This is a genomic window from Amycolatopsis thermalba (assembly GCF_023376025.1).
In the GTDB taxonomy this organism is placed as follows: Bacteria; Actinomycetota; Actinomycetes; order Mycobacteriales; family Pseudonocardiaceae; genus Amycolatopsis_E; species Amycolatopsis_E thermalba.
Map to the genome: position 1 here is coordinate 6,736,327 of NZ_CP091196.1, position 26,078 is coordinate 6,762,404.

Annotated in this window: 27 protein-coding genes and 1 tRNA gene; 10 read left to right on the forward strand and 18 right to left on the reverse strand. The window is 71.2% G+C overall.

The annotated features are described in order from the left end of the window. Window positions 1-7 precede the first annotated feature (7 nt). Both L1857_RS32580 and L1857_RS32585 read right to left on the reverse strand, forming a co-directional pair. Entirely contained in the window at window positions 8-1,696 is a 1,689-nt protein-coding gene (locus tag L1857_RS32580; RefSeq protein ID WP_094004648.1) for a propanediol/glycerol family dehydratase large subunit, read from the reverse strand. Next, complete coding sequence (locus tag L1857_RS32585; RefSeq protein ID WP_249467229.1) at window positions 1,693-2,136, reverse strand: diol dehydratase small subunit; 444 nt, start codon at window positions 2,134-2,136, stop codon at window positions 1,693-1,695. The genes L1857_RS32580 and L1857_RS32585 overlap by 4 nt, the downstream gene beginning before the upstream one ends. A 510-nt stretch (window positions 2,137-2,646) precedes the next feature. On the opposite strand from L1857_RS32585, the gene L1857_RS32590 reads away from it, so the two are divergent. Next, on the forward strand, window positions 2,647-3,516 hold the full coding sequence (locus tag L1857_RS32590) for an MIP/aquaporin family protein (RefSeq protein WP_116109469.1): 870 nt from the start codon (window positions 2,647-2,649) through the stop codon (window positions 3,514-3,516). Here the strand turns inward: L1857_RS32590 and L1857_RS32595 are convergent. After that, window positions 3,513-5,006, reverse strand: a complete 1,494-nt coding sequence (locus L1857_RS32595) for a GAF domain-containing protein (RefSeq protein ID WP_094004645.1) — start codon at window positions 5,004-5,006, stop codon at window positions 3,513-3,515. The genes L1857_RS32590 and L1857_RS32595 overlap by 4 nt on opposite strands. A gap of 161 nt (window positions 5,007-5,167) precedes the next feature. Between L1857_RS32595 and adh the strand changes: the two genes are divergently transcribed. The 5 genes from adh (at window position 5,168) to L1857_RS32620 (ending at window position 9,666) form a co-directional block, all read left to right on the forward strand. Continuing rightward, window positions 5,168-6,691, forward strand: a complete 1,524-nt coding sequence (gene adh, locus L1857_RS32600) for an aldehyde dehydrogenase (protein ID WP_116109468.1) — start codon at window positions 5,168-5,170, stop codon at window positions 6,689-6,691. Between the two features lie 2 nt (window positions 6,692-6,693). Next, the gene (locus L1857_RS32605; RefSeq protein WP_198958174.1) at window positions 6,694-7,062 is read left to right on the forward strand and encodes a DUF779 domain-containing protein; all 369 of its coding nucleotides are present in this window, start codon (window positions 6,694-6,696) and stop codon (window positions 7,060-7,062) included. A 10-nt stretch (window positions 7,063-7,072) separates the two neighbouring features. Next, on the forward strand, window positions 7,073-8,935 hold the full coding sequence (locus L1857_RS32610) for a propionyl-CoA synthetase (RefSeq protein WP_116109467.1): 1,863 nt from the start codon (window positions 7,073-7,075) through the stop codon (window positions 8,933-8,935). An 18-nt stretch (window positions 8,936-8,953) separates the two neighbouring features. Continuing rightward, the gene (locus tag L1857_RS32615) at window positions 8,954-9,184 is read left to right on the forward strand and encodes a hypothetical protein (protein ID WP_094004642.1); all 231 of its coding nucleotides are present in this window, start codon (window positions 8,954-8,956) and stop codon (window positions 9,182-9,184) included. Between the two features lie 101 nt (window positions 9,185-9,285). After that, window positions 9,286-9,666 carry a hypothetical protein gene (locus L1857_RS32620; protein ID WP_233157162.1) on the forward strand — a complete coding sequence of 127 codons (381 nt, stop codon included), beginning with the start codon at window positions 9,286-9,288 and terminating at the stop codon, window positions 9,664-9,666. An 18-nt stretch (window positions 9,667-9,684) separates the two neighbouring features. Here L1857_RS32620 and L1857_RS32625 read toward each other — a convergent pair whose 3' ends face one another. From L1857_RS32625 to L1857_RS32640, 4 genes are all read right to left on the reverse strand, one after another. Beyond that, a complete protein-coding gene (locus tag L1857_RS32625) occupies window positions 9,685-10,119 on the reverse strand; it encodes a hypothetical protein (RefSeq protein WP_233157161.1) in 435 nt (144 codons plus the stop codon). 95 nt (window positions 10,120-10,214) lie between these two features. Beyond that, window positions 10,215-10,288: transfer RNA gene (locus L1857_RS32630), tRNA-Leu, on the reverse strand. A gap of 69 nt (window positions 10,289-10,357) precedes the next feature. Then, entirely contained in the window at window positions 10,358-11,683 is a 1,326-nt protein-coding gene (locus tag L1857_RS32635; protein WP_162830510.1) for an NAD(P)/FAD-dependent oxidoreductase, read from the reverse strand. Between the two features lie 84 nt (window positions 11,684-11,767). Then, entirely contained in the window at window positions 11,768-12,508 is a 741-nt protein-coding gene (locus tag L1857_RS32640) for a uracil-DNA glycosylase (protein ID WP_094004640.1), read from the reverse strand. On the opposite strand from L1857_RS32640, the gene L1857_RS32645 reads away from it, so the two are divergent. From L1857_RS32645 to L1857_RS32650, 3 genes are all read left to right on the forward strand, one after another. Further along, window positions 12,507-13,979 (forward strand): S10 family peptidase, encoded by a 1,473-nt coding sequence (locus tag L1857_RS32645; RefSeq protein WP_116109466.1) that lies wholly within the window; start codon window positions 12,507-12,509, stop codon window positions 13,977-13,979. The genes L1857_RS32640 and L1857_RS32645 overlap by 2 nt on opposite strands. A 218-nt stretch (window positions 13,980-14,197) precedes the next feature. Further along, on the forward strand, window positions 14,198-14,326 hold the full coding sequence (locus L1857_RS35510) for a hypothetical protein (protein ID WP_255407865.1): 129 nt from the start codon (window positions 14,198-14,200) through the stop codon (window positions 14,324-14,326). Next, window positions 14,319-14,534: a PASTA domain-containing protein gene (locus L1857_RS32650; protein WP_233157159.1), complete on the forward strand. Its 216-nt coding sequence runs from the start codon at window positions 14,319-14,321 to the stop codon at window positions 14,532-14,534. Before L1857_RS35510 ends, L1857_RS32650 begins: the two co-directional genes overlap by 8 nt. 76 nt (window positions 14,535-14,610) lie before the next feature. On the opposite strand, the gene L1857_RS32655 is transcribed toward L1857_RS32650, so the two are convergent. The 8 genes from L1857_RS32655 to L1857_RS32690 form a co-directional block, all read right to left on the reverse strand. Next, window positions 14,611-14,769, reverse strand: coding sequence for a hypothetical protein (locus L1857_RS32655; RefSeq protein WP_158224402.1), 159 nt, complete (start codon window positions 14,767-14,769; stop codon window positions 14,611-14,613). Window positions 14,770-14,902: 133 nt separating this feature from the next. Then, window positions 14,903-16,621: a S8 family serine peptidase gene (locus tag L1857_RS32660; RefSeq protein WP_429728183.1), complete on the reverse strand. Its 1,719-nt coding sequence runs from the start codon at window positions 16,619-16,621 to the stop codon at window positions 14,903-14,905. Between the two features lie 337 nt (window positions 16,622-16,958). Then, on the reverse strand, window positions 16,959-17,912 hold the full coding sequence (locus L1857_RS32665; RefSeq protein ID WP_249467231.1) for a Ppx/GppA phosphatase family protein: 954 nt from the start codon (window positions 17,910-17,912) through the stop codon (window positions 16,959-16,961). A 9-nt stretch (window positions 17,913-17,921) separates the two neighbouring features. Continuing rightward, window positions 17,922-19,064: a lytic transglycosylase domain-containing protein gene (locus tag L1857_RS32670; protein WP_116109463.1), complete on the reverse strand. Its 1,143-nt coding sequence runs from the start codon at window positions 19,062-19,064 to the stop codon at window positions 17,922-17,924. Window positions 19,065-19,720: 656 nt separating this feature from the next. Continuing rightward, window positions 19,721-20,242, reverse strand: a complete 522-nt coding sequence (locus L1857_RS32675) for a DUF501 domain-containing protein (protein WP_116109462.1) — start codon at window positions 20,240-20,242, stop codon at window positions 19,721-19,723. A gap of 27 nt (window positions 20,243-20,269) precedes the next feature. Further along, entirely contained in the window at window positions 20,270-20,812 is a 543-nt protein-coding gene (locus L1857_RS32680) for an FtsB family cell division protein (protein ID WP_162830512.1), read from the reverse strand. 9 nt (window positions 20,813-20,821) lie between these two features. Continuing rightward, window positions 20,822-22,108 carry a phosphopyruvate hydratase gene (gene eno, locus L1857_RS32685; RefSeq protein ID WP_094004598.1) on the reverse strand — a complete coding sequence of 429 codons (1,287 nt, stop codon included), beginning with the start codon at window positions 22,106-22,108 and terminating at the stop codon, window positions 20,822-20,824. A 78-nt stretch (window positions 22,109-22,186) separates the two neighbouring features. Then, window positions 22,187-22,639 carry a VOC family protein gene (locus L1857_RS32690; RefSeq protein ID WP_094004597.1) on the reverse strand — a complete coding sequence of 151 codons (453 nt, stop codon included), beginning with the start codon at window positions 22,637-22,639 and terminating at the stop codon, window positions 22,187-22,189. Window positions 22,640-22,723: 84 nt separating this feature from the next. Here L1857_RS32690 and L1857_RS32695 point away from each other — a divergent pair, with 84 nt between their 5' ends. Continuing rightward, entirely contained in the window at window positions 22,724-23,128 is a 405-nt protein-coding gene (locus L1857_RS32695; RefSeq protein ID WP_094004596.1) for a tetratricopeptide repeat protein, read from the forward strand. 116 nt (window positions 23,129-23,244) lie between these two features. Here the strand turns inward: L1857_RS32695 and L1857_RS32700 are convergent, their stop codons facing one another. The 3 genes from L1857_RS32700 to L1857_RS32710 form a co-directional block, all read right to left on the reverse strand. Then, entirely contained in the window at window positions 23,245-23,913 is a 669-nt protein-coding gene (locus L1857_RS32700; protein WP_094004595.1) for a lysozyme family protein, read from the reverse strand. A 132-nt stretch (window positions 23,914-24,045) separates the two neighbouring features. Beyond that, the gene (locus L1857_RS32705; RefSeq protein ID WP_094004594.1) at window positions 24,046-25,002 is read right to left on the reverse strand and encodes a nucleoside triphosphate pyrophosphohydrolase; all 957 of its coding nucleotides are present in this window, start codon (window positions 25,000-25,002) and stop codon (window positions 24,046-24,048) included. Continuing rightward, complete coding sequence (locus tag L1857_RS32710) at window positions 24,999-25,979, reverse strand: SurA N-terminal domain-containing protein (protein WP_369806790.1); 981 nt, start codon at window positions 25,977-25,979, stop codon at window positions 24,999-25,001. Before L1857_RS32710 ends, L1857_RS32705 begins: the two co-directional genes overlap by 4 nt. Between the last annotated feature and the right edge of the window lie 99 nt (window positions 25,980-26,078).

Here is a 26,078-nt window from a genome sequence, read left to right on the forward strand (position 1 = left end):
CTCCTCCTCAGACGACTTCCTGCTCGGGGTTCTGGGCGCTCACCACGTGCCGGAGCCGTTTCATCTCTTCCCAGCGCGCTCCGGTGGGCCGGTAACCGCTGCCCGGGCCGGCGTAGTCGTTGACGTCGTTGATCGCGGACAGCGTCTCCAGCTCGGGCGTCAGGATCGCCGACGTGTGCAGCAGGTCCCCGGACACCCGCTGCCGCAACACGGCCAGCAGCGACTCGGCCATGTCGGTGAACCCGGCGCCGTCCAGGGCCTTGACGATGTCCACGCCGGTCACGCCGCGGTCCATCACCGACTGGGCCGCCTTGAGGTCCTCCAGCACGTCCCGCAGCGGCAGGTCCTTGCTGCCGTGCGCGTAGGTGACCGCCTCGACCTCCTTGTCGGTGATCGGCGGCAGGTCCAGCTGCGCGAACACGCCCTGCAGGGCACGCGCGGCCCGGTTGCGGGCGGCCAGGATCTCCGCCTCGGGCACGTGCCGCAGGCCGCCATCGACCTGGAGGTCGCGCTGCAGCACGTTCCAGTCGTCGTAGTCCTCGGCGTCCACATTGGATCCGGCGAACATGTTGTCGTAGTTGGGGGTCGAGGAGTAGCCCGAGCAGACGAAGTCGGTGCCGGGCAGCAGCTGCGGCAGCAGCCGGGCGACCCGGCGCATGTCCGAGTGCGAGAACGACTGGTCGTTGCCGGAGGCGCACTCCAGGTCGACCATGCTCGCGATCAGGTTCTCCGCGAGCACCGCGCGGATCCCGGCCGGCACCGCGCCGGGCACGCCGATGCAGCTGATCGACCCGTTCTGCAGGCCCTGCACCCCGGCGCCCTTGGTCACCAGGATGCAGCGGATCTCCAGGTACAGCATGGACTTGCCCTCGGCGTTGCCCATCTGCACCTCCGACCCGGTGCCCGAGGTGAACCGCATCTTGATGCCGCGCGAGGCGTAGGCCGAGGCGAGGAACGCCTTGGACCACGGGGTGTCGTCGCCGTCGCAGAACACCGGTTCGGTGCCGTACACCGAGATCGTCTCGGCGTAGGCGGTGATCCCGCGCATGCCCAGCTCCAGCTCGGTGGCCTCTTCGAGCGCGCACTGGGTCAGCACGCCGGGCGTCCCGGCCTGGGCGCCGACCTGCAGCGCGATCGCCACGAGCGGCGCGTACCGGACGACGCCGAGCGTGGTCTCCAGCTCGCGGAACCCGCGCAGCGAAGCCTCGGCGGCGTCGGCCGCGACCTGCACCGGGTTGTCCCGCGCGCTAGTCGCGTGGGCTTGGTTCGCCGGGGTGCGGCGGGCGCGCATCTTCTGCAGCGCCATCATCATCTCGACCACGTTCATGGTCTTGACGACCTCGAGCAGCTTCGCCGGGGTGAGCCCGCGGGTCAGCGCGAGCACGTCCTGCCGGGTGGCGCGCGGGTCGACCAGCAGGTGCGCGATCTCCACCGCGGGCACGGCCATCGCCTGCTCAGTGACCTCGGCGTCGATCGCGTGGTCGGCGATGAACTGGTCGAGGAAGTCGAACTCGGCCCGCGGCTTGCCGTCCATCTCGACGATCACGCCGTTCTCGACGCGGACGCCGGGCTCCGGGTCGTACGGGCTGTCCATCGCGACCATGCCGACCTCGGGCCACTCCTCGACGAACCCGTCGAGGTTGACCGGCCGCTGCTCCAGTGCCTCGGTCCGCTTGGACCGCCGTGCGCCCGTCATCGGCCGTCCTCCCGTGCCAGGATGTCGCGGCGTTCGTACACGTCGGCGGCTTCGCGGACGAGCTGCGCGCACAGCGTCGCCGAGTAGGTGGTTTCCAGCTCGTCGGCGATCGCGGCCAGCTGTTCCTTGGTGGAGGCGCGCGGCCGGAGCGAGTTGTAGATCGACAGCACCAGCTCGTCGGGCAGCGCGGTCAGCTCCGCCGCGCGGCGGAAGTTCTGCGCGAGCTGCGGGCGGCCGACGCGCTCGGCGATCTGGGCCTGCAGGCGCAGGGTCTCCGGCGCGATGCGCAGGTCCTCCGGCGCGACCTCACCGGCCAGCACGGCCGCCATGGTGAGCTCGTCGAGGCGTTTTCCGGTCGGGGTCTTCAGCAGTTCGGGGCGCCGCGCCGCGAGCGGGTAGTCCCGGCCCGGGTCGAGGTCCACCTGGCTCGGAGTAGTCACGGGCCGGACCGTAAGCGGCGTCACGTTGCATCAACGTTGCACGTCAGCGGAGGGACCAACCCCAGGAGACGCGTTGGCCACCCGCGCGGCGTGCTCCCCACTCGTCTCGGCGAATCGACCCGGTCCCGGCACCGAGTTCGCCGCCCCGGGTGCCGTGTGGCGATTCCGGGCAGCGAGTCGGCACCTCCCGCGCGGCGAGTTGCCGCTCCCGGCGGCGAGCTGGCCCCTCCCGGCGCCGCGTTCGCCCCTCCCGCTGGCGTGTTGGCCGCCTCGCGCGGCGTGCTCCCACTCGTCCCCGGTCCCGGCGACGCGTCGGCCCCCTCGCAGCGGCGCGTCGGCCACTCCCAGCGACGAGTCCGCCGCCCCGGCGACGCGTTCGCCGCCCCCGGCGCGTTCCCAAACCCCCTCGGCGACCGCGCCGAGCCACGGCGGCTGGGGCAGCGGCGCAACGTCGGTGCAACCCGCGTCTTCGCATCGTGTGCGGCACCCGACTGCGTCAAGGAGGACCCAGTGACCGATGTGGCACCCCTGCGCCGACCCTCCGCCCTGAACCGGCTGACCGGTGGCCGCGGCGATCTGCTCGCCGAGTTCTTCGGCACGTTCCTGCTCATCGGGCTCGGCGACGCGTGCGTCGCGATGGCCGTGGCCGGCCTGCCCGGCTCCGGCCGCACCGCCGGGGCCACCACGATCTTCCAGGGCACCGGCGACTGGCTGCTCATCGTGTGGGGCTGGGCGTTCGCCGTGGCCTTCGCGGTGTACGTCGCGGGCGGGGTCAGCGGCGCGCACCTCAACCCGGCGGTGACGCTCGCGATGGCCGTGCGCCGCCGGTTCCCGTGGCGCAAGGTGCCCGGCTACTGCGGCGCGCAGCTGGCCGGCGCGTTCACCGGCGCCGCGCTCGTGTACGCCGTTTACCACCCGGCGATCAGCGCGTTCGACGCCGCGGCCGGGACGCCGAAGAGCGAAGCCACGTTCTCGATCTTCGCGACCGTCCCGGCGCCCTACTTCTCGAACTGGTTCGGTCCGCTGCTCGACCAGGTCGTGGGCACCGCCGTGCTGCTGGTCGTGGTGCTCGCCCTGATCGACGCGCGCAACAAGGCAATCTCCCCCAAGATGGGCCCGCTGCTGATCGGGTTCACGGTGGCCGCGATCGGGCTGTCCTACGGCGCGAACGCCGGGTATGCGATCAACCCGGCGCGCGACTTCGGGCCGCGGCTGTTCGCGTTCTTCGCCGGCTGGGGCGACACCGCGATGACCGGCTACCTGTGGGTGCCGATCGCCGGCCCGCTGGTCGGCGCCGTTGTCGGGGCCGTGCTGTACGACTTCTTCATCGGCGACGTGCTGCACGCGCGGCAGGTGGCCGAGGAGAAGTTCGTGAGCTAGTCCTCGCCGAGGAGCCACTCCAGGCGGGCCGTCGCGACGGCCCGCCTGGGGTCGGCCGCCGGAAGCCGCCGGGTCAGGTGCTCGAACACCTCGACGTCGTCCCGGCCGGTCTCGCTCTGCGCGAACGCCCACAGCACGTCCGGGCCGGGGTGCCCGAGCACCGCGGCGCGCACGGCGGCCACCAGCTGCTCCCGCTCGGCGCGGATGGCCGGCGCGTCCGACCGGTTCAGCAGCGGCGCCGGGCAGGCCGCCACCGCCGCCGCCACGTCACCGCTGTTCAACGCCGCGCGCACGCGCAGGAAATCGGCGTCGACCTCGGCGCGCAGCTGGTACGGCTTGGCCCGCATCGCGTCGCCGCCGAGCTGGCCGCGCAGCCGGTGGATCTCCGCCCGCACGGTCGTCGGGTTGCCGTCGTCGCCGTAGAGCTGGAACGCCAGCTGCTCGGCGGTCAGCCCGGACGGGTGCAGCGCGAGCAGGGCCAGGATCTCCGCGCGCCGCAGGGTGAGCGGCAGCTCGCGGCCGTTGATCACGGCGGCCGGGTTGTCACCCAGGAAGGACAGCTCCAGCGTCGGCCGCCGCGTGGCCGTCGTCGACCGGACCCGCAGCAGGTAGCCCTCCGGCAGCGGCTCGACGTGCGCCTCCCGGCCGTCGTCGAGCAGCACCCGGTCGGCGTCCACCGCGACCCGCTTCGGCAGGCGCCCGAGCCGGTCGGCGGCGATCACCCGCCCGGTCGGGGTGAGCAGCGCGCCCGGCTCGCCACGCAGCCGCGCGAGGTGCGGCATGTTTTTCGTCAGCAGCTGGCCGTCCAGCCACTCCATCCGCCGCCGCAGGTGGCTCTCCGCGAGCTGCGCGGTGGCGTTGACCAGCGAAATCGTCGCCGGGTGCAGCGTGTCGAGCAGGCCGCTGACGTCGATCGCGCCGAGCAGGTCGCCGGTGTCCGGGTCGTGGATCGGGGCCGCCGCGCAGGTCCAGCCGTGGTAGGTCCGCACCAGGTGCTCGGCCGAGTAGATCTGCACCGGGGCGTCCAGCGCGAGCGCGGTGCCCATCGCGTTGGTGCCGATCGCCCGTTCCGACCAGCCGGTCCCCTCGCACAGCCCGACCGGGTCCGCCTGGCTGCACAGGCTCGCCGGGCCCTCGCGCCACAGGATCGTGCCGTCGGCGTCGGTGACGATCATGACGTGGCGGGACTCGTCGGCGATGCTGCCCAGCAGTTCGCGCAGGGTCGGCAGAACGGCGTGCAACGGGTGGGCGTCGCGGACGTCGGCCACCTCGTCGGGTGCGTAGACGATCGGCGGCCGGAAGTCGTCCGGATCGATGTGCGCGGCGAGTGACCGCTGCCAGGATTCGTGAATCACCGGACGGGGTGACACGGGCGCGCGGGAACCACTCAGGGTTGCTTCGCGAACCTGTTGCAGCACTTCGAACTGCGCCATCGGATCCGACGCCAGGTGCAGCGCCGTGGGGGCGGTGTTCACGGTTTCGGCGTCCATTCAGCACTCCGGCGGCGTCGGCGGGACTGGCCCCAGCAGCATGCCGGGCGGATCGCGGATTCGGCAACCGTTGCAACGACGCTGCAACGTCGCCTTCCCTAGCTTGGCGCCCGGTGCGCCGAAGCCGTTCGCACCGAACACCCGATCCAGGAGGCAGGCTCATGACGAAGTACGCCGCGCCGGGCGAAACCGGCAGCGTCGTCGCGTTCGAACCGCGGTATGACCACTTCATCGGCGGCGAGTACGTCCCGCCGGCCAAGGGCGAGTACTTCGAGAACCCGACACCGGTCACCGGCAAGACCTTCACCGAGGTCGCGCGCGGCACCGCCGAGGACGTCGACCGCGCGGTCGCCGCGGCCACCGGCGCCGCCGTCGCGTGGGGCCGCACCTCCCCCGCCGAGCGCGCCGCCGTGCTGCTCAAGATCGCCGACCGGATGGAGGCCAACCTCGAGAAGCTCGCGGTCGCCGAGTCCTGGGAGAACGGCAAGCCGGTCCGCGAGACCCTGGCCGCCGACATCCCGCTGGCCATCGACCACTTCCGCTACTTCGCCGGCGCCATCCGCGCCCAGGAGGGCGGTATCTCGCAGATCGACGCGGACACCGTGGCCTACCACTTCCACGAGCCGCTCGGCGTGGTCGGCCAGATCATCCCGTGGAACTTCCCGATCCTGATGGCGACCTGGAAGCTCGCGCCCGCGCTGGCCGCGGGCAACTGCGTGGTCCTCAAGCCGGCCGAGCAGACCCCGGCCTCGATCCACGTGCTGCTGAGCCTGATCGCGGACGTGGTCCCGGCCGGCGTGATCAACGTCGTCAACGGGTTCGGCGTCGAGGCGGGCAAGCCGCTGGCCCAGCACAAGGGCATCCGCAAGGTCGCCTTCACCGGGGAGACCACCACCGGCCGGCTGATCATGCAGTACGCCAGCGAGAACATCATCCCGGTCACCTTGGAGCTGGGCGGCAAGAGCCCGAACATCTTCTTCGCCGACGTCGCGGCCGAACAGGACGCGTTCTACGACAAGGCGCAGGAGGGCTTCGCGATGTTCGCCCTCAACCAGGGCGAGGTCTGCACCTGCCCGTCGCGGGCGCTGATCCAGTCGTCCATCTACGACCGGTTCGTTTCGGACGGCGTCGCCCGGGTGGAGAAGATCAAGCAGGGCCACCCGCTGGACACCGACACGATGATCGGCGCGCAGGCGTCCAACGACCAGTTCGAGAAGATCCTGTCCTACATCGACATCGGCAAGCAGGAGGGCGCGCAGGTCCTCACCGGCGGCGGCAAGGCCGACCTCGGCGGCGAGCTGTCCGGCGGCTACTACATCCAGCCGACGGTCTTCGCCGGGGACAACAAGATGCGGATCTTCCAGGAGGAGATCTTCGGCCCGGTCGTGTCGGTGACGAAGTTCGACGACTACGACGACGCCATCAAGATCGCCAACGACACGCTGTACGGGCTGGGCGCCGGTGTCTGGTCGCGTGACGGGAACACCGCGTTCCGCGCCGGCCGGGAGATCCAGGCCGGTCGCGTGTGGACGAACTGCTACCACGCCTACCCGGCGCACGCGGCGTTCGGTGGTTACAAGCAGTCCGGCATCGGGCGCGAGACGCACAAGATGATGCTCGACCACTACCAGCAGACGAAGAACCTGCTGGTGTCGTACTCGCCGGACGCGCAGGGATTCTTCTGATCATGAGCCGGGTGGATCTCACCGACGCCGCCGCCGACCTGCTGCGGCGGCTGGCCGGACGGCACGGTCCGCTGATGTTCCACCAGTCCGGTGGGTGTTGCGACGGCAGCGCACCGATGTGCTACCCGGCCGGGGAGTTCCGCACCGGTGGGTCCGACGTGCACCTCGGCGATCTCACGGTCGCCGGCGTGCCGGATCCGATCCCGGTGTGGATGTCGGCCGCCCAGTTCGAGTACTGGAAGCACACGCACCTGACCATCGACGTGGTGCCCGGCCGGGGCAGCGGGTTCTCGCTGGAGGCCCCGGAGGGTGTGCGGTTCCTGATCCGGTCGCGGTTGCTGACCGACGAAGAGTTGTCTCGATTGGACTGAAAGGACGGGCATGGGCGGGTACGCCGGCGTCTACGAGGAGAGTCTGCGTGATCCGGAGGGCTTCTGGCTGGCGGCCGCTTCGGCGATCAGCTGGTCACGGCAGCCGGGTCGCGCACTGGACGCCGCGCGCCCGCCCTGGTACCGGTGGTTCCCCGACGGCAGGCTCAACACCTGCTACAACGCGCTGGACCGGCACGTCCGGGCCGGGCACGGCGACCGGGACGGGTTGATCTACGACTCGCCGGTGACCGGTTCTTCCGCGCGGTACACGTATTCCGAGTTGCTGGACGAGGCGTCGCGGTTCGCCGGTGCGCTGCGCGGGCTCGGTGTCCGGCGCGGCGACCGGGTGGTGATCTACCTGCCGATGATCCCGCAGGCGGTGATCGCGATGCTGGCGTGCGCGCGGCTGGGCGCGGTGCACTCGGTGGTGTTCGGCGGGTTCGCGCCGAAGGAGCTGGCGGTGCGGATCGCCGACGCGCGACCGAAGGTCGTGGTCTGCGGATCGTGCGGCATCGAGCCGACGCGGGTGATCGAGTACAAGCCCATTGTGGACGAAGCGGTGGCGTTGTCCGGTGAATCGCCCGAGGTGGTGGTGTTCCAGCGGGAGCACGTGCGGGCGACGCTCCGGCCGGGCGAGCACGACTGGAACGCGTTGGTGGAGTCGGCGTCTCCAGTGTCCTGTGTGGAGGTTGCGGCGACGGACCCGTTGTACGTGCTGTACACGTCGGGGACGACGGGCAAGCCGAAGGGTGTGGTGCGGGACAACGGTGGTCACGCGGTCGCGCTGGCGTGGTCGATGGCGAACATCTACGACATCGGGCCGGGGGACGTGTGGTGGACCGCGTCCGACGTCGGGTGGGTCGTCGGGCACTCCTACATCGTGTACGGACCGCTGCTGGCGGGCGCGACGACCGTGCTGTACGAGGGGAAGCCGGTCGGCACGCCCGATGCCGGGGCGTTCTGGCGGGTGATCTCGCAGTACGGGGTGAAGGCGCTGTTCACGGCGCCGACGGCGATGCGGGCGATCAAGAAGGTGGACCCGTCGGGCTCGTTGCTGCGTGCGATGCCTTCGTTGCGGACGCTGTTCCTGGCCGGCGAGCGGCTGGATCCGGAGACGTACCAGTGGGCTTCTTCGGCTTTGGACGTGCCGGTGGTGGATCACTGGTGGCAGACCGAAACGGGGTGGGCGATCGCGGCCAGCCCGCGTGGCCTGGAGCCGCTGCCGTTGAAGCCGGGTTCGCCGAGCGTGCCGATGCCGGGGTACGACGTGCGGATCCTGTCGGAGTCCGGCGAGGAGGTGCCGCGTGGGTCGGAGGGCGCGGTGTGCGTCCGGTTGCCGCTGCCGCCGGGCACGCTGCTGGGCCTGTGGAACGACGACGAGCGGTACCTCTCGTCATACCTGTCCCGCTATCCCGGCTACTACCTGACCGGCGACGGTGGATATGTCGACGAGGACGGCTACCTGTTCGTGATGGGCCGGACGGACGACGTGATCAACGTGGCCGGCCACCGCCTGTCGACGGGTGCGATGGAGGCGGTGCTGGCGGCGCATCCCGCGGTGGCGGAGTGCGCGGTGGTCGGGGTGGCGGATTCGTTGAAGCGCCAGTTGCCGCGGGGTTTCGTGGTGCTGAAGGCGGGCGCGTCCGCGGAGGGCCTGGAGGAGGAACTGGTAGCCGCCGTCCGCCGCGACATCGGTGCCGTAGCAGCCTTCCGCTCCGTGACGATCGTCGACGCGCTACCGAAGACGAGGTCGGGAAAGATCCTGCGCAAGTCGATCCGGGGCATCGTGGAAGGCCGCTCGGAACCAATCCCGTCGACGATCGAGGACCCAGCGGTGCTGGAAAAGCTACGCGAGCTGCTTTCAGGGGCGTAGGGATTCGCCGGATCCTCGATGCCCCAGGCGAAGTTCCACGTCCACCCGCGTCCCGTCCCGCAGCACGGCACGCGTCAGGACGCCGTCGCGCTGCCGGAGCAGCTGGGTGATCGCGTCATCCCGCGGCTTCTTGCGGACACTCTTGCCAAGCCGCCGTGCGCGATGCCGGATCCGCTGGGTTGCCCCGGCCTCGGCCAGATGTTCCAGGAGGTCGATCAGCCCCGCGACCCCACACCAGCGCGAGCCTGAGCAGCCGGTCCCAGGGCGGCGGAGTGGGCGCCCCCGCGGTCAGCCGCGCGACGTCGGAACAGCGCTGTTCGAGGACAGGGAGCAGGTCTCATACTGATCACGTGAGGCTGCGGACCCACATCGCCAACTCGCCGGAGGTGTCCGACCACCGGTTGGCCCCCTACCGCGAGCGCGTCGCGCGGCTGCTCGACTCGGACGGCCACCCGGCGGGCTACCTGATGTTGGTCGCGGACGTCTGGTACGAGGCCCTCGGCCCGTGGTGGCGCCGCCGGTGGTCCGCGGGCCAGGAGCGGCTCAACTGGTGGGCAGAGGTGCTCACCGACGGCGAGTGGACCTGGAGCGACGGCGGCTGGCTCGACATCGAGGAGGCGGTGGCCGAGCTGTCCTCCGGCACCTTCGACTTCTACGGCCGCGAACTCACGATCGCCTGGCTGGACGGCGAGGAGGCCGCCGAGGTGCGAAACCGGATCTTCGGCCGCTGAGCGCGCCGCCACTCCACCTCAGGCCGACTCGTCGCGCACGAGCCGGCGAAGCCGCCTGACCTCGGCGATGAGCCGTGGCACGTCGGTTCTGGCCGCAGCGATGAAGCGGGCGTTCTCGTCCCACCGCTCGTCGGCACCGCACACGTACCGCGGGTGCTGGACCAACGTGGCGGCGATGACCGTCCCGGGGTCGAAGTTCGCCCGGTCGCCGACATGCTCCTCGTCAGGGATCGTGCTGATCGCCACGAGGTTCATCGCCCAGTCGTCGTCGAGGAGGTGGAAGTACCAAGGCCCCGGAGTGGTCGCGTTGATCCGGGCTTCGATCGAGCTCAACTCGTGGTCGCTCAACGATCCGGATTCATCCGCCATCGCCACGGGAACATCCTCCCTCGGACCCCGACGCGCAAGGCGCAATGCAGCCGAGGCGACCTGAAGACGCCGGGTGCGGTCCAAGCGCGATGTCGTTACCCGAGAACACCACTTCCTGTGAGTCCCCGGGACCGGGGGGCCGACGATCCTCAGCCCCAGCCCGCTGACCTGCGGTTCAGTGCCCCCGACGGGGTTCGAACCCGCACTGAATCGATTTTAAGTCGACTGCCTCTGCCGGTTGGGCTACGGGGGCACCGTCAGCCTAAGCGAACGGTGCCCGCGACCCCAGCGCAGGTCAGCACATCCCGGCCCGCACCGCAGGTCAGGACTTCGAAGCCCGCGCGAACTCTTCCTTCGGGTTGTTGATCTGCCCCAGCGACACGACCTCACGCCGGAACAGGCCGCCCAGCATCCAGTCCAGCAGGATGCGCACCTTGCGGTTGAACGTGGGCATCGCCTTGAGGTGGTAGCCCCGGTGGAACAGCCAGGCCGGGAAGCCCTTGATCTTCAGGTTCAGCGCGTCCGCCACACCCTTGTGCAGGCCCAGCCCGGCCACCGCACCGAGGTTCTTGTGGAAGTAGTCCGTCGGCTGGCCGCCGCGCAGCACCTTGATGATGTTCTTCGCCAGGTGCCGCGCCTGCCGGACCGCGTGCTGCGCGTTCGGCGGGCAGGTGGCCGTCGGGTCGGACTCGGTGCGCGACAGGTCCGGCACGGCCGCGTTGTCACCCGCGGTCCACACGTCCGGGTGGCCGACGACCTGCAGCGCGGCGGTCGCCTCGACGCGGCCGCGCTTGTCGATCGGCAGGTCCGAGTTGGCCAGCACCGGGTTGGCCTTCACACCCGCGGTCCAGATGATCGTGTCGCTGTCGAACTCGGTGCCGTCGGACAGCACGACGTGCCCGTTCTCGAACGACTTCGCCGCGGTCGACAGGTAGACCTCGATGCCGCGCTTCTCCAGCTGCTCGACCGTCCACACGCCGAGGGTCTCACGGACCTCGGGCAGGATCCGGCCGGCGGCCTCGACCAGCACCCAGCGGATGTCCTCCGGCTGGATGTTCTCGTAGTACCGCGTCGCGAACCGGGTCATGTCCTCGAGCTCGGCCAGCGCCTCGATGCCCGCGAACCCGCCGCCGACGACGGTGAAGGTGAGCAGGCGCTTGCGCAGCTCCGGATCCAGCGTGCTGGCCGCCTCGTCGAGCTTGGTCAGCACGTGGTTGCGCAGGTAGATGGCCTCACCGATGGTCTTGATGCCGATGCCCTCTTCGGCCAGGCCGGGGATCGGCAGCAGCCGGGCGACGGCGCCGAGCGCGACCACGAGCACGTCGTAGTTCAGCTGCTCGATGTGCCCGTCGGCGGCCTCGACCGTGACGGTCTTGCGCTCGTGCTCGATCTTGTTGACCCGCGCCGTGAGCACGTGGCAACGCTTGAGCACTCGCCGCAGCGGCACCACGACGTGGCGCGGTTCGATGGCCCCAGCCGCCGCTTCCGGCAGGAACGGCTGATAGGTCATGTGCGGCTGAGGGTCGACGATCGTCACGGAGGCTTCGTTGGCGCGGAGCTTCTTCTGGAGTCCCAACGCGGTGTAGAGCCCGACGTAACCGCCACCCAGAATGAGGATCCGAGTCGGTTCCGACTTCGCTGCGGCCATAGACACATCTTCCCACTCCCACAAGCCGGGCGCGCGTAGACCCTCCCCACCTGTGACCAGGGTCGCGGACCAGCGCGAAACGATTCAGAGGAGCCCGGCCACCGCGCCCGCACGGCCCAGCACGTCCCGCAACTTGGCCGGGGTGAGGCGTCCGGTGAAAGTGTTCTGCTGCGAGACGTGAAATGACCCAAAAAGGTGAAGATCAGGGGTCCCCGGCAGGACGAAGTGAGCGCCGTGGCCGAACTTGGGCGCCGGTTTCGGCACCGTCCAGGTCTGCGCGAGCACCGGCAGCAGCGCCTGCCAGCCGAACGCGCCGAGCACGACGACCGCGCGGAGTGTCGGAAGTAACAGCTCGAACTCCCGCACCAGCCAGGGACGGCAGTTGTCCCGCTCCGACGGCAGCGGCTTGTTGGCCGGCGGGGCGCACTTGACCGGCGCGGTGATCCGCACGCCCTTGAGTTCCAGGCCGTCGCCGATGTGGGTCGAGGTCGGCTGGGAAGCCAGGCCCAGGTCGTAAAGCGCCTGGTAGAGGAAGTCGCCGGAGCGGTCACCGGTGAACATGCGGCCGGTGCGGTTGGCGCCGTGGGCGGCGGGCGCGAGCCCGACGATGGCCAGCGACGCGTCCGCCGGCCCGAACCCGGGCACCGGCCGTCCCCAGTACGTCCAGTCGGCGAAGGCGGCCCGTTTGGTCGCGGCGACCTCCTCGCGCCAGGCCACCAGGCGCGGGCAGCGGCGGCACCCGGTGACCGCCGTGTCCAGTTCGGCCAGGGTGTGGAGCTTTCGTCGGGTCACATCGTCAGTGTGCTCCGCTAGGTTGGCGATCATGCCGGAAACCCCCGAAGAGGAGACGAAGACCGAGGCCGCGCCCGAACCGAGCGACGACCTCGTCACCACCCAGCACACGCTCACCGTCAAGCGGCGCAAACTGTCCTACACCGCGCAGACCGGACGAATCGTGCTGCGCAAGGAAGTGCACACCGACGGCAAGTTCGACGGGCACGCCGCCAAGGCCGAGGTGTTCCTCACCTCCTACACGCTCGACGGCGCGGAGCCGGGTTCGCGGCCGGTGACGTTCGCCTTCAACGGCGGCCCGGGCTCGGCGAGCGTGTGGCTGCACATGGGCGTGCTGGGGCCGCGCCGGGTGGTCTCCGGCGACGTCGACTCGCCCGAGCCGCCGCCGTACCGGGTGGCCGACAACCCGGAGACGCTGCTGGTGCACAGCGACCTGGTGTTCATCGACCCGGTGTCCACCGGCTACTCGCGGCCGAAGAAGGGCGAGAGCGCCAAGGACTTCCACGGGTTCACCGCGGACGTGGAAGCGGTCGCGGAGGTCATCCGGCTGTGGACGTCGCGCAACGGGCGGTGGCTGTCGCCGAAGTACCTGGCCGGCGAGTCGTACGGCACGCTGCGCGCGGCGGCGCTGGCCGGGCACCTGCAGGAGCGGCACGGGTTCTACCTGAACGGGCTGATGCTCATCAGTTCCGTGCTGGACATGGGCACGATCCGCTTCACCGAGGGCAACGACCAGCCGTACCCGCTGTTCGTGCCGACGTACGCGGCGATCGCGCACTACCACGGCAAGCACGGCAAGCGGAAGCTGGCCGACGTGCTGGCCGAGGCGGAGGAGTTCGCCGCGCGCGAGCTGCCGTGGGCGCTGCAGCGGGGTTCGCGGCTGACACCGGAGGAGAAGGCGGCGGCGGTGCGCAAGCTGGCGTCGCTGACCGGGCTGGACGAGTCCTATGTGGACCGGGTCAACCTGCGGATCGAGCACGTGCGGTTCTTCACCGAGCTGCTGCGGGAGCGCGGGCTGACCACGGGCCGGATGGACGGCCGCTTCACGACGTGGGAGCCGGACGGCGGACGCGAGCTGATGAGCGACGACGCGTCGGTGTCGCGGATCATCGGGGCGTATTCGGCTGGTTTCAACCACTACGTCCGGTCCGAGCTGGGGTACGAGAACGACCTGCCGTACGAGGTCCTGTCGATGGACGTGGTGCGGAACTGGTCCTACTCGGAGTTCGAGGGCCGCGCGGTGTCGGCGGTGGAGGCGCTCAGCGCGGCGATGCGGGCGAACCCCCACCTGAAGGTGCACGTGGCCCTGGGCTACTACGACGGCGCGACGCCCTACTACGCGGCCGAGCACGTCCTGGCGCACCTGCAGATCCCGGAGAACCTGCGGAGCAACATCGAGTCGGCCTACTACCCGGCCGGGCACATGATGTACGTGCACGAACCGTCGCGCGTGCAGCAGTCGAAGGACCTGGCCGACTTCGTGCGGTCGAGCAGCAACCGCTGACGAGTCGGGGGCCGCCTCGCGGTTCGAGGCGGCCCCCGACTCGCGATAACGGATCAAGAACGGTGTTCAATTCGGTGAAACGACCGTTCCCGCCGTCCCGACACACCTTGGGTGAACGTTGATCAACCCCGAGAGGCGGCTATGCGGGAGCGCAACAGGAGAACATGGCGGTGGGCGGCCGCGCCCGGAGCGGTTGTGCTCCTGGCGACCGTCGGTGCGTGCGGAGCCGGAACCTCGCCGGGAACGCCGGGCGGACCGACCGCGAGCAGTTCGGCGGCTCGGGCGAGCGCACCGAGTTCCGCGGCACGCACCACGGCCGGCTCGGCCGAGCTGATCACCGTGCCTGACGTGTCCGGGCTGAACCACCAGCAGGCCCAGGACACGATGCAGGCCGCTGGCCTGTACAACCTGCGCGAAGTCGACGGGAAGGGCCTCGGCCGGGTGCTCGTCGTCGACAGCAACTGGGTTCAGGTCGGCCAGGACCCGCCCGCGGGCACCAAGGTCACCGCGGACACGGTGATCACCCTGACCGCGATCAAGTACACGGACCGCTGAACGCGAGAAGGGCCGCCCCGCCACCACGGGAGCTCCACCGCCGGTGGGACGGCCCACCGCGATACTCATCGCGCGGTCAGCCGCGCTCCTCGCGCCAGCGAACGGTCTCGACCGCGACGCTCACCACGGCCAGCACGCCGAGCAACCAGGCGACCCACGCGGGCCAGCCCAGTGCGAGCGCGGTGACGGACGAGCACACCGGTGTCACGGCGAAGATGTACGGGCGATGCCGCATGGCCGCTCCTCACTTTCCCGGTCCGGAACCGGTGATCGCGTCCGAGAAGTATAGCCCTGCTGACCTGCCGTGACGGCGCTCTTGGGCGGCCGCCCCGGGGCATCCACGCTCCCCGGAGCGGCCCCTCGACACCTCAGCCGCGCAGGTACGCGGCTCCCCGGGTCACCGCTGCGTACGCGTCCACCGCTCCGTGGCCGTAGAAGCCGTTGAACGAAGGCGTTCCCTGGCAGGTCGCGGTGTACGTCGCGTCGCGGCCTTCGTCCAGGTAGTCCACCGTCGGTGGCACCGGGCACGGGATCTCCGCCGCCGTCCCCTCGATCACCCGCTGCACCGCGTCCGGGCTCATCGTGAGACCGCCGCGGCCCGCCCGGCCGTACTCGGACACGATCAGCGCCGCCACCCCCGTCGCGTGCGGGGCGGCCATCGACGTGCCCTGCAGGAACTGGTAGTACGCGACCCGGCCGTCCTTCGTGACCGCCTTCTGCACGCCCGCGGCCGCACCGTCGGGAGTCACGTTGCCGTCCGCGTCGATCATGCCCTCCGCGACGCCCACGTTGCGCGGGTACGCGGACAGGATCTGGTTTTCGTTGGTGCGGTACCAGTCCGTGCCGAACCCGTCGCGGAAGAAGCCGCCCGGCGCGGACACCGAGATCTGCTCGGTGCCGTAGTTCGAGTAGTCCGCCTTCGCGCCGGACGGGCCGAACGCGGAGACCCCGATGGTGTGCGGCCCCTCGACCGGCAGCGACAGGCAGGTCGCGTTGTCGATCGTGCGGGGGTGGTTCGACGACGCCGGGTAGTCCGGGCTCGTCGTGTCCGGCTGCGGGGCGCCCAGGTCGGTGTGCTGGTTGCCCAGCGCCGCGACCTCGGTGACGCCCTTGCGGTAGGCGTAGTTCATCGCCCGCGTCACGGCCTCGGTGATGGTGCGCTGCTCCATCTGCTGCTCGGCCGAGTCGGCCGGGTTCGCGGCGCAGTTGTAGAGCCACGGGTCCACGTAGAAGGACATGTTGACGACGTCGATGCCCGCGTCGCCGGCGTAGGTCAGGGCGTCGACGACCGGCTGGAGGAAGAAGTACCCGGCGTCCTGGCCGGCGCGCAGGTTCACCAGCGTCACGTTCGGGGCGACCCCGGAGATGCCGAACCCGTCCGCGGCCGCGGCGATCGTGCCGGCGACGTGCGTGCCGTGCCCGTTGTCGTCGTGGTCGGCGGGGTCGACGCAGCCGCGGAACTCACACGGCCCGTCCACGACCGCGCCGGTCGGGTCGGCCGGGATGTCGCGGGTGAAGTTGCGGGACGCGGCGCGGTCGAAGTTCGGCGCGATGTCCGGGTGCGAGCCGTCGACGCCGGTGTCGATGACGCCGACCTTGACGCGCTTGTCGCCCGGCTGCACGGTGCGCGCCATGTCCGAGCGCACCGACTTCAGGCCCCACAGCTGGTCGTCCAGCGGGTCGGTGCCGGTGGCGGTGGTCGCGCCGCGGCTCCTCGGCGCCTGACGGCCTTCCTTTTCCACGTCGGACCGCTTCGGCGCGACCCTGCCGGTGGGCGCCTGGCCGATCGCCGTCGCCTTCGCCGCGCCGTAGACGTCGTCGTCGGCCGACACGCGCTGCACGAAACCGTTCGCCGGGGCGCTCGCGGTGATCAGGCCGACCGCGCGGTTGGTGCGCAACACGGTTCCGCCGGCGTCGCGGATCGCCTGCTCGGCGGCGGCGACACTCTGCTCACCGGCGGCCAGCACGGTGAACTCCGTGACCGGCCCGGACGGCGCGGCGGGTTGGGCACTCGCGCTGGGAAGAACGACGGCCCCGCCGATCAGCGGGACCGCGAGCGCCGCGACGAGCAACCTGGTTCGTCTCAAGGAACTCCTCCTCATCAGGGTGAAGAGGAAGTTACCTCCGCGAACAGGCGAACCGGTACGAAAACCCTACCTTCGTCGGGTGCCGAACAGGCCGCGCGCTCGGCGGCACCGGCCCCGGCGATCTGCCCGGCCTCGCCGAACCGGGCGCTGCTCGGCCTCACGGGCTTCGCCGGTATCGCCCCCGGCGGCGACCAGGCCGTGGCGGTTGCGCATCGCCGGCGGCAACCGGCCGCCGCGTCCGGATTGGGGGTGCCGTCGATCATGACGGCGCCGAGTTCGAGTGCCTTGCCGCCGGCCTCCCCGCGGCCGACGTGAGCCGGGTCTGGCGAACCGTGGCTCAGACGAGCGAGAGCGCGATACCGTCGAGGATGTCGTGCTCGCTGACGACCAGCTCGGCCGGCCCGCCGCGGCGGCCGATCTCCTCGGCGAGGATCTGCACGATCAGCCCGCCGCCGCCGATGACGTCCACCCGGCCGGGGTGGATCACCGGGTTCGTGGCGCGCGCCTCGTGGTCGGCCTCCAGCAGCTGCCCGGACACGCGCGTGATGTCGGCCGGGGTCAGGCGCGACAGGTGCGTCCGCTCCGAGTCGTACTCGGGCAGGTCCTGCGCCACCGCCGACAGCGTGGTCACCGTGCCCGCGACACCGATCCACGTCCGGGCCTTCGACACGTCCACCACGTCGAACGCCTCGGCCAGCACGCCGGTCGCGAACTCGCGCGCGGCGACGATCTCGTTGGAGGTGGGCGGGTCCGACTGCAGCGCCCGCTCGGTGATCCGCACGCAGCCGATGTCCACCGACTTCGCCGCGGTGATCGAGGCGCGCTTGCCGTCCCAGTCGCCGAGCACCAGCTCGGTCGAGCCGCCGCCGACGTCGACCACCAGGAACGGCCCGTCGTCGGGGTCCTGCTCGCCGACCGCGCCCAGGAACGACAGCCGGGCCTCCTCGTCGCCGGAGATCACCTCGGCTTCGACGCCCAGCACCTCGCGCGTCATCGCGAAGAACTCGTCGCGGTTGCTCGCGTCGCGGGTCGCCGAGGTGGCGACCATGCGCACCTTCTCCACGCCCTTGCGGCGCGCGGCGATGGTGTAGTCCGTCAGCGCGTCACGGGTGCGCTGCAGCGCCTCGGGAGCCAGCCGGCCGCTGGCGTCCACGCCCTGCCCGAGCCGCACGATCCGCATCTCCCGATGCAGGTCACGCAGGTCGAAGGTGCCGTCGTGACGCTCGGTCAGCTCGGCCACCAGCAGACGGATGGAGTTCGTTCCACAGTCGATCGCGGCAACACGGGGCATGCGCCCACCCTACGGGGTGGGCCCGGTCGTCGATCCCGTGGTCGAGGTCTCCGCGCCCGTCTCCGGCGGCGCGCACGGCGACGGCGTCTCCGATGCCGGGGGTGTCGTGGTGGTGGTCGTCGAGGTCGGCGACGTGGTGGTCTCGCAGGTCGGCGAGGTTTCCGGTGGCGTGGTCGTCGTCGTGGTTGTCGTGGTCGTGGTCGTCGTGGTGCTGCCGGTGGTCGTGGTGGTGTTCAGGTCGGTGCGCCCGGCCGGCGAGGACGGGGTGGTGACCGGTGGGGCCGCGAGGATCGTCGGCGGCGGCGTCACCGCGGGCGGGGTGGGGACGGCGGTCGCGGAGGGCGCGCCGATCGGCACGTCGCTGTCCGGCAGCAGCGCGACGCCGCTGCGGTAGGCCTCGGCCCAGCGGATCACGGTCTCGACGTAGGCGTCGGAGTTGTTGTAGCGGTAGATGGCGGCGCGCAGCTGGGCCGGGTCGGCGAGGTCCAGTCCGCCGGAGCACAGGTAGCGCGCGGTGGCCAGGGTGGCGTCGTAGATGTTGTTCGGATCGGCGACGCCGTCGTGGTTGCCGTCGGCGGCGTAGAAGTTCCAGGTGGTCGGGATGAACTGGGTGGGGCCGACCGCGCGGTCCCACACCGTGTCGCGGTCCCAGCGGCCGTCGTCGCTGTCCGGGATCGCGGCCACCGGGCCGACGCCGTTGAGCTGCGGGCCGAGGATGGGCTCGCGGGTGGTGCCGTTCGCGTCGACGTACCCGCCGCGCGCGTGGTTGGACTCGATGCGGCCGATGCTCGCGATCAGCGCCCAGTCGATGTGGCACTCGGGTCGTTCCCGCGTCATCAGGTCGGCGGCGTTGCGGTAGGCCTTGAGCGCGGTGCCGGGGATGCCGAGCGGGCCGGCGGGGAGTTCCTCGGCGGGCACTGGTTCCGGCGGTTTGGGCAGCTCGCCGTTGACGCTGACGCGCAGGATCTCCGGTGGCGACCCTTGTACTGGGCCGATCGCGCGGGTCTGGTCGACCGGCGTGGTGGTCGACCAGGTCTCGGTGCCCCCGCCTGCCAGGCCGGCCGGGATGACGGCGAGGACGCCCCCCATCGCGGCGAGCGTGGTCTTGTGGGCGAGGCCGATTCTTCGCGCCTTGCGGCGGGCAGCCCTCACACGAGTCCGGCGCACATTCTCTTCCCTCCCCGAGCAGACGACACATCCGATGCTGAACGGCAGGATGTGAAGTCCGTGTTACTGCATGGTGCATCGCGGCGAGGGGGCGGAAGTGTTAGCCGGAAGTTCCAAAGCCGGTGGCGGTTCTTGTCGGCCGGATGCGGGTTTTGGCTCGTACGAACGGACCATTCGTGGGTGAGCGAGGGGGAATCTCGTTGAGCGCGAGGTGCCCAGCCGCGTGCCGTTGAACGGACCTTTCAAGCGGCGAACGGCCCACTCACGCGGCTACGACTGGCCCACTCACGCGGGAACGAACGGCCCACTCACGCGGTTGCCACTGGCCCACTCGCACAAGTGCGAGCCGTCCACTCGCGCGGTTGCGAGCCGGTCCGCTCGCATGGTTACGACTGGTCCACTCACGCGGGGTTGAACGGTCCGCTCCCGCAGGACCGAACGGTCCACTCACGCGAGCACGACTGACCCACTCGCACGAGATCGAACCGTCCACTCGCCCGGTTGCGACTGGCCCATTCACGCGAGAGCGGGCGCTGGTTCCCCCGCGAGTGCGGGAGCCGCGAGTACGGGCGCCACAACCGCCCCCCTCCGACCCAGACCCCAGCCCCCACGGGCGGACCGCCGCGAACGACCCCAGGCGGCTACCCCTCCGCGGCGCCGGCCGCGCAGTCGCCGCTTGGCCAGTCGTCCTTCAGCAGCTCCAGCGTCTCGTCGCCGAAGGGGTTCACCCCCGGGCCCATCGCGAGGCTGTGCGCGAGGTGCACGTGCAGACACTTGACCCGCCCCGGCATGCCGCCCGCCGTGACCTCGTGCCCCAGCGGCTCCAGCGCGTCCCGCTGGGCGAGGTACGACTCGTGCGCCCGCCGGTAGGCCGCCGCCAGCTCCTCATCGACCGCGAGCCGGTCGGTCATCTCCTTCATGATCCCGGACGCCTCGAGCCGCCCGACCAGCGACGTCAGCCGGGGGCACGTCAAGTAGTACAGCGTCGGGAACGGGGTGCCGTTCTCCAGCCGCGGGTTGGTCTGCACGACGGACGGGTGCCCGCTCGGGCAGCGCGCGGCCACCGCCCGCAGCGCACGCGCGGGCCGTCCGAGCTGCTCGGAGATGATGATCCGGTCGGCCTCGGTGACCAGTTCGAACGAGGGCAGGTCCGTCTTGCTCACGAACCCATTGTCGCAGCCACCGCCCGCTCAACCGCCGACGGTGCTCCACAGCTGCTGGTACCACGCGCCGTCACCGGAGGCCACCGGGTCCGGCTGCGCCTGCTCCTGCGCCTTGGGCGCGTCCTCGGGCAGCTGCACCATGTAGGGCGTCTCGCCGGGCATGACGTACCGCAGCCGCCGCCGTGCCTCCGCCTCGACCTGCGCCGGGTCGGACACCGCGGCCTTGCGCTGCTCCAGCAGTGCGACGTCGTGCTGCAGCTGCGCCTGCCGCTGCTCCTGCTCGGCCACCTCGGCGCGCTGCGCGAGGTAGGTGCGCAGCGGCACGGCGACCGTGAACGCCAGCGCGCACACCACGATCGCGAGCACCGCGGCCCGCCGCGTCGTGGACATCCCGAGCACGCGCGCCGCACCGGTGCCCGGCTTCCCCTGGCTCCGGCGCAGGCGCGCCTTCCCGGCGGCGACCCGCCGGGCGAGCTGCGGACGGCGCGCGGGCGCCCCCTCCGCACGACGGGCCGGTGAGCCCTCCGTGCGGCGGGGGCGCCTCGCGCGCTGGGTTCCGCGTTGCGTCATCTACCCCGGTCAGCTCTCCGTCGAGAACCGCGGGAACGCCAGCTCACCGGCGTAGCGGGCGGCGTCGCCGAGGGTCTCCTCGATGCGCAGCAGCTGGTTGTACTTCGCCACGCGCTCGCTGCGCGCCGGGGCACCGGTCTTGATCTGGCCGACGCCAGTCGCGACCGCGAGGTCGGCGATCGTGGTGTCCTCGGTCTCGCCCGAGCGGTGGCTCATCATCGACTTGTAGCCGCTGGAGGTGGCCAGCGCGATCGCGTCGAGGGTCTCCGACAGCGTGCCGATCTGGTTCACCTTCACCAGCAGCGCGTTCGCGGCGCCGCGGTTGATGCCGTCCTCGAGGCGGTCCGGGTTGGTGACGAACAGGTCGTCGCCGACGAGCTGGACGCGGTCGCCGATCTGCTGGGTCAGCGCGACCCAGCCGTCCCAGTCGTCCTCCGACAGCGGGTCCTCGATCGACACGAGCGGGTAGGCGTCCACCAGCTCCTGGTAGTAGGCGGCCAGCTGCTCGGCGGTGCGCTTGCTGCCCTCGAACGTGTAGGAACCGGCGGAGAAGAACTCGGTGGCGGCGACGTCCAGCGCCAGCGCGATGTCGCGGCCCGGCGCGTAACCGGCCTTCTCGATGGCCGTGGTGATCAGGTCCAGCGCCTCGCGGTTGCTGGACAGGCTCGGCGCGAACCCGCCCTCGTCCCCGAGACCGGTCGCCAGGCCGCGGCCCTTCAGCACCGACTTGAGCGAGTGGTACACCTCGGTGCCCCAGCGCAGCGCCTCGCGGAACGACTCCGCGCCGATCGGGGCGATCATGAACTCCTGGATGTCCACGTCGGTGTCGGCGTGCGCGCCACCGTTGAGGATGTTCATCATCGGCACCGGCAGCACGTGCGCGTTCGGGCCGCCCAGGTAGCGGAACAGCTCCAGCTCGGCCGATTCGGCGGCGGCCTTCGCCACCGCGAGCGAAACGCCCAGCAGCGCGTTCGCGCCCAGGCGGGACTTGTCCGGGGTGCCGTCCAGGTCGACCAGCTTCTGGTCCACGATCCGCTGGTCGACGGCGTCGACCCCGGCCAGCTCCGGGCCGATCTCGTCGAGCACCGCGGCGACCGCGCGCTCGACACCCTTGCCGTTGTAGCGCTTGGGGTCACCGTCGCGCAGCTCGACGGCCTCGTGTTCGCCGGTGGACGCGCCCGACGGAACGGCGGCCCGCGCCAGCGTGCCGTCGTCGAGAGCCACCTCCACCTCAACGGTCGGGTTGCCACGCGAATCCAGGATCTCGCGCGCGCCTACCTGCTCAATGACCGCCACAACTGCTCCTCATCGGTTTGTCCAGCGAAGACGCGACCAGCGTAGCCGCCATCGCCGTTCACCCGGTGGAGGCACGCGTCACTCGCCGGCCCGGACCTCCTGCCACCCGGACGGCAGATCCGCGGTGTCCGAGATCTGCTGCCAGAACGTCCAGCTGTTGCCCCCGCAGTCCAGCACGGTGAACACGCGCGCGCCGTAGGGCTGGTCCTGCGGCGGCGGCACGTCGCAGCCCTCGCCCAGCGCCGCGCAGACGTGCTCGTGCTGCGCGTCGGCGTCGGGCACGTACACGACGTTGAGCTGCCCGACCGGACGGTCCACGCCCTTGGCCTCCCAGTAGTCGGAGCCGACGGCGGCGAGCAGGATCTCGGCGTCACCGGCGCCGACCACGGCCTGGAAGACCTGGCCGGAGGCGTCCACGTAGCGGACCTTCTCGGTGAAGCCGAAGACGCGCACCAGCCAGTCCAGCGCCTCCGTGGCATCCGTGTAGTACAGGTAGGGCGAGAGTCCCAGATACCGCGGTTCTTCGCTCATGACCGGTTAGTGCATCATGCCGCCCCGAGCCACCCTCTTCGCCCCTGCCGAAACGCGCTTGTCGGGGGTAACGTCGATCAGAAGATGGATGACTCAGAGACCCCGCGGGGAACAGCAGGCCGGCACCCGCTGCACGCGTTTCGCGAGGCGGAGGATCTCGTCGAGAAGCGCCGTCCGCTGGACGCGCTGAAGGCGCTCCAACCGGTGCTGGAGGCCGAGCCGGACAAGCCGAGCGTCCAGCTGCTGGCCGGGCGCGCCTACTTCCACTCCGCGCAGCTCAACCGCGCCGAGCAGGCGCTGACGCGGGTGCTGGAACTCGATCCGTCGGACCACTACGCCCGCTTCGTGCTGGGACGCACGCTCCAAAGGTTGGGACGGCTGGTCGAAGCTCTGGGACAGCTGCGCATGGCCTGGGCGATGAACCCGGTGCCGGAGTACCAGGACGCGTTGTCCGAGGTGAATGCGCGGGTTCGGTTGCGGGAGGGCTGATCTCGGGCGTCCGCTGGGCACGTCGCCGTGTTGGGTGGCGGTTCAAAGATCAAGGGATGTCCTCACCGGACGGGCAGGCTCCGGGATGACCACCCAGCTCGGGTTGTGTTCAAAGATCAAGCGCGTGGCGCTGCCTTGGCGAGGGTGGTGGCGGTGTCGAAGATCAGCTGCGCCTGCGGCGCCAGAGTGGGGCTGCCGGTGATCGCGGCCCACCAGCCTTGCGGGGTGGCCAGGTCGGCGCCCGTCGAGCAGAGGGATCTCGCCACCGTCAGCGCCGCGTCGTCGATGTCCTTCGGGTCCGGTTGCTTTCCGTCGCCCGTGGCGCGGGCCGACCACTGCTTCCACGTCTCCTCCGGCACCGGGAGCGGGCCGGTGCCGACCGCTTCCGCCTGGCCGATCGCGGCGAGCGTGGTCCAGGACAGGTGGCATCCGGACCACTCCGCGCGCATCCACATCTCCGCCCGGCCGTAGCCGGCGAGCAGGCGGGCCGGCAGCTTCGTCGCCGCGGCGACCTCGTTCGACCAGGTGTCCAGCGCCTTCAGGTCCGACTCGCGCGGGCGGTCCTCCGGAGCGAGCCGGGCCGGCGGCGGTGCCGTCGCGCCCACCGGTGGCTCCGAGGTCCGCGCGGCCAGCGCCGGCTGGACCGGCGGCGGGTCCTCGCCGGGACGCGTCACGCCGATGGTCAGGATGAGCACCAGCCCGGTGCCGGCCACCGCCGCCCCGATGAGGACGCGGAGGGAAAACCGCCGGATCCGGGCGTCCCCCGGCTGAGTGGGTTCTGCCACCCGAACAGGTTATCCAGTCCCCCTGCCGGAGGGATCACACAACCGAAAAGTAGCGGCCGATCGGCGAGGTTACCCGATCCGGCGAACAAGATCGGGATGAACTCCCGGAGCAGCGGGGCCGGCGCTGTCCGGCTACTGGGGCGAGTCGCTGTTCGGCTGAGGCCAGTGGGCGCGCCACGCGTCGGCGGCCATCGACGCCGGGTCGAGGCCGGCCGCGCGGGCCGACTTCTCCGCCGACCGCACGTCCGCCGCGAACCGCTTCGCCACCGCACGCAACTCGCCCTCCGGATCGACGCCCGAGCGCCGCGCGGAAGCTGCCAGCCGGAACAGCTGCTCGGCGGACGAGTCGCCGCCGGGGAACAGGTCCGCGGGCAGCCCGGCACGGCCGGTGCGTTGCCCCAGCTTCCCCGCCAGCGCCACCGCCGGCTGGCCGAGCGCCACACCGTCCACACTGGACTCACGTCGCTTCTCGGCCTGCTTCAGCTCCTCCCAGCGCACCTGCTGGTGCGCCGCGGTGTGCACGCGCTCGGCGTCGGTGAACACGTGCGGGTGCCTGCCGACCAGCTTGGCGACCAGTGCGTCGGCCACCGCGTCGATGTCGAACGGGTCGCCGGCGTCCTCGGCCGCGACGCGCGCGTGGAACAGCACCTGGAGCAGCACGTCACCCAGCTCCTCGCGCAGCGCGGCGCGGTCGCCCTCCTCGATCGCGTCCAGCAGCTCGTAGGTCTCCTCGACCAGGTACTGCCGCAGCGAATCGTGCGTCTGCTCGGCGTCCCACGGGCACCCGCCCGGCGAGCGCAGCCGGTCCATCACCCGCGCGGCCTCGACCAGGCCCGCCCCGGGCGGCTGCGTGATCACCCGGGAACCGGCCCGCACCAGGGCGGCCACCGCCGGATCCGCGGCGTCCGCGGCGAACAGCACCACCGGCCCGGGCTCGGCGGCCAAGTCCTCCGGCGCCGGCTTCGCGCCCAGCAGATCGGCCAGCTCACTGTCGAGACCCGACGCGTACACCGCGTGCGCGCCACGCAGGAACGGCATGGCCGCCGGCGGGATCCCGGCGTCCGGGTAGGGCAGGAGCACGACCGTCACGGCTGCGCGGCACCCTTCACCGGCACCACGACGCCGGTGGTCTCGGCGCTGCTCGGGGCGAGGTTCATGGCCACAGGATCCCACACGCCGTAGCGCGGGTTGATGCGAACGCCGGCCTCCTCGACGTACGGCTGGAGCAGCCGCTGCCCGATGGCCGCGAGCTGCGCCGGCGACGGCTGCACGGCCTGCTCGCCCGACGACGGCGCGTTCAGGTTCCGCTCACGCACGATCGCCACGATCCACACCGCCTGCTCCTGGCTCGGCTGGAACGCGACCACCGTGCCCGGCGGCACCCCGAACAGGACCAGCGTGGCGAGGTCCGGGGCCTGCGCGGCGGGAACCGCTTCACCGACGCTCGTCCGGACCCCCGCGGCCGCGTCGGCGCGGATGACCTCGGCGGCCGCCGCCGGGCTCGCGGCCATCTGCTCCGCCTTGGCGATCGCCTGCTCCCGCCGGTCGAGCGGCTGGGCGCCACCGAGATCGGAGGACACCGAGGTGTAGTCGAAGGTGACCGACATGCGGTCGAGGTACTTCTGCCCCAGCGCCTGCAGCAGCAGGCTGTCGGTGATCACCTCGCGGTGGTCGCGCACCCGGTTGGCGATCTGCTGCGCCAGCTGCGACGGATCCGCGCCCGCCGTGGACACCGGATCGGCCAGCGGGTCGTCGGCGAGGAACTGGTCGAGCAGCCGCGGGTCGACGGCCAGGCCCTCCCGCTGGGCGGCGCGCGCGAGGACGTCGTGGACCACCAGCTGACGCACGATCTCGCGGCCGAGCAGGTCCAGCTTGTGCTGCTGGGACAGCTGCTGCGCGGCCGGCTGCTCCAGCACGGCCTTGTCCAGCAGGTCCTGCACCTGGTCGACGGTGATCTCGCGGTCGCCGACGATCACGGCGGCGCCCACCTGGCTCGGCCCGGACCCGCACCCGGCGAGCAGCAGGCAGGCGGCGAGCGCGGCGAGGAGCGATCGGGAGCGACCCATGATCCGCATCACAGGCGTTACCCTCTCACACCCGCCCGCGCCGCGGGACTCCCGCGCGGAAAATGCGGACGAATATTGTTGAACGATCCTCTTGTAGAT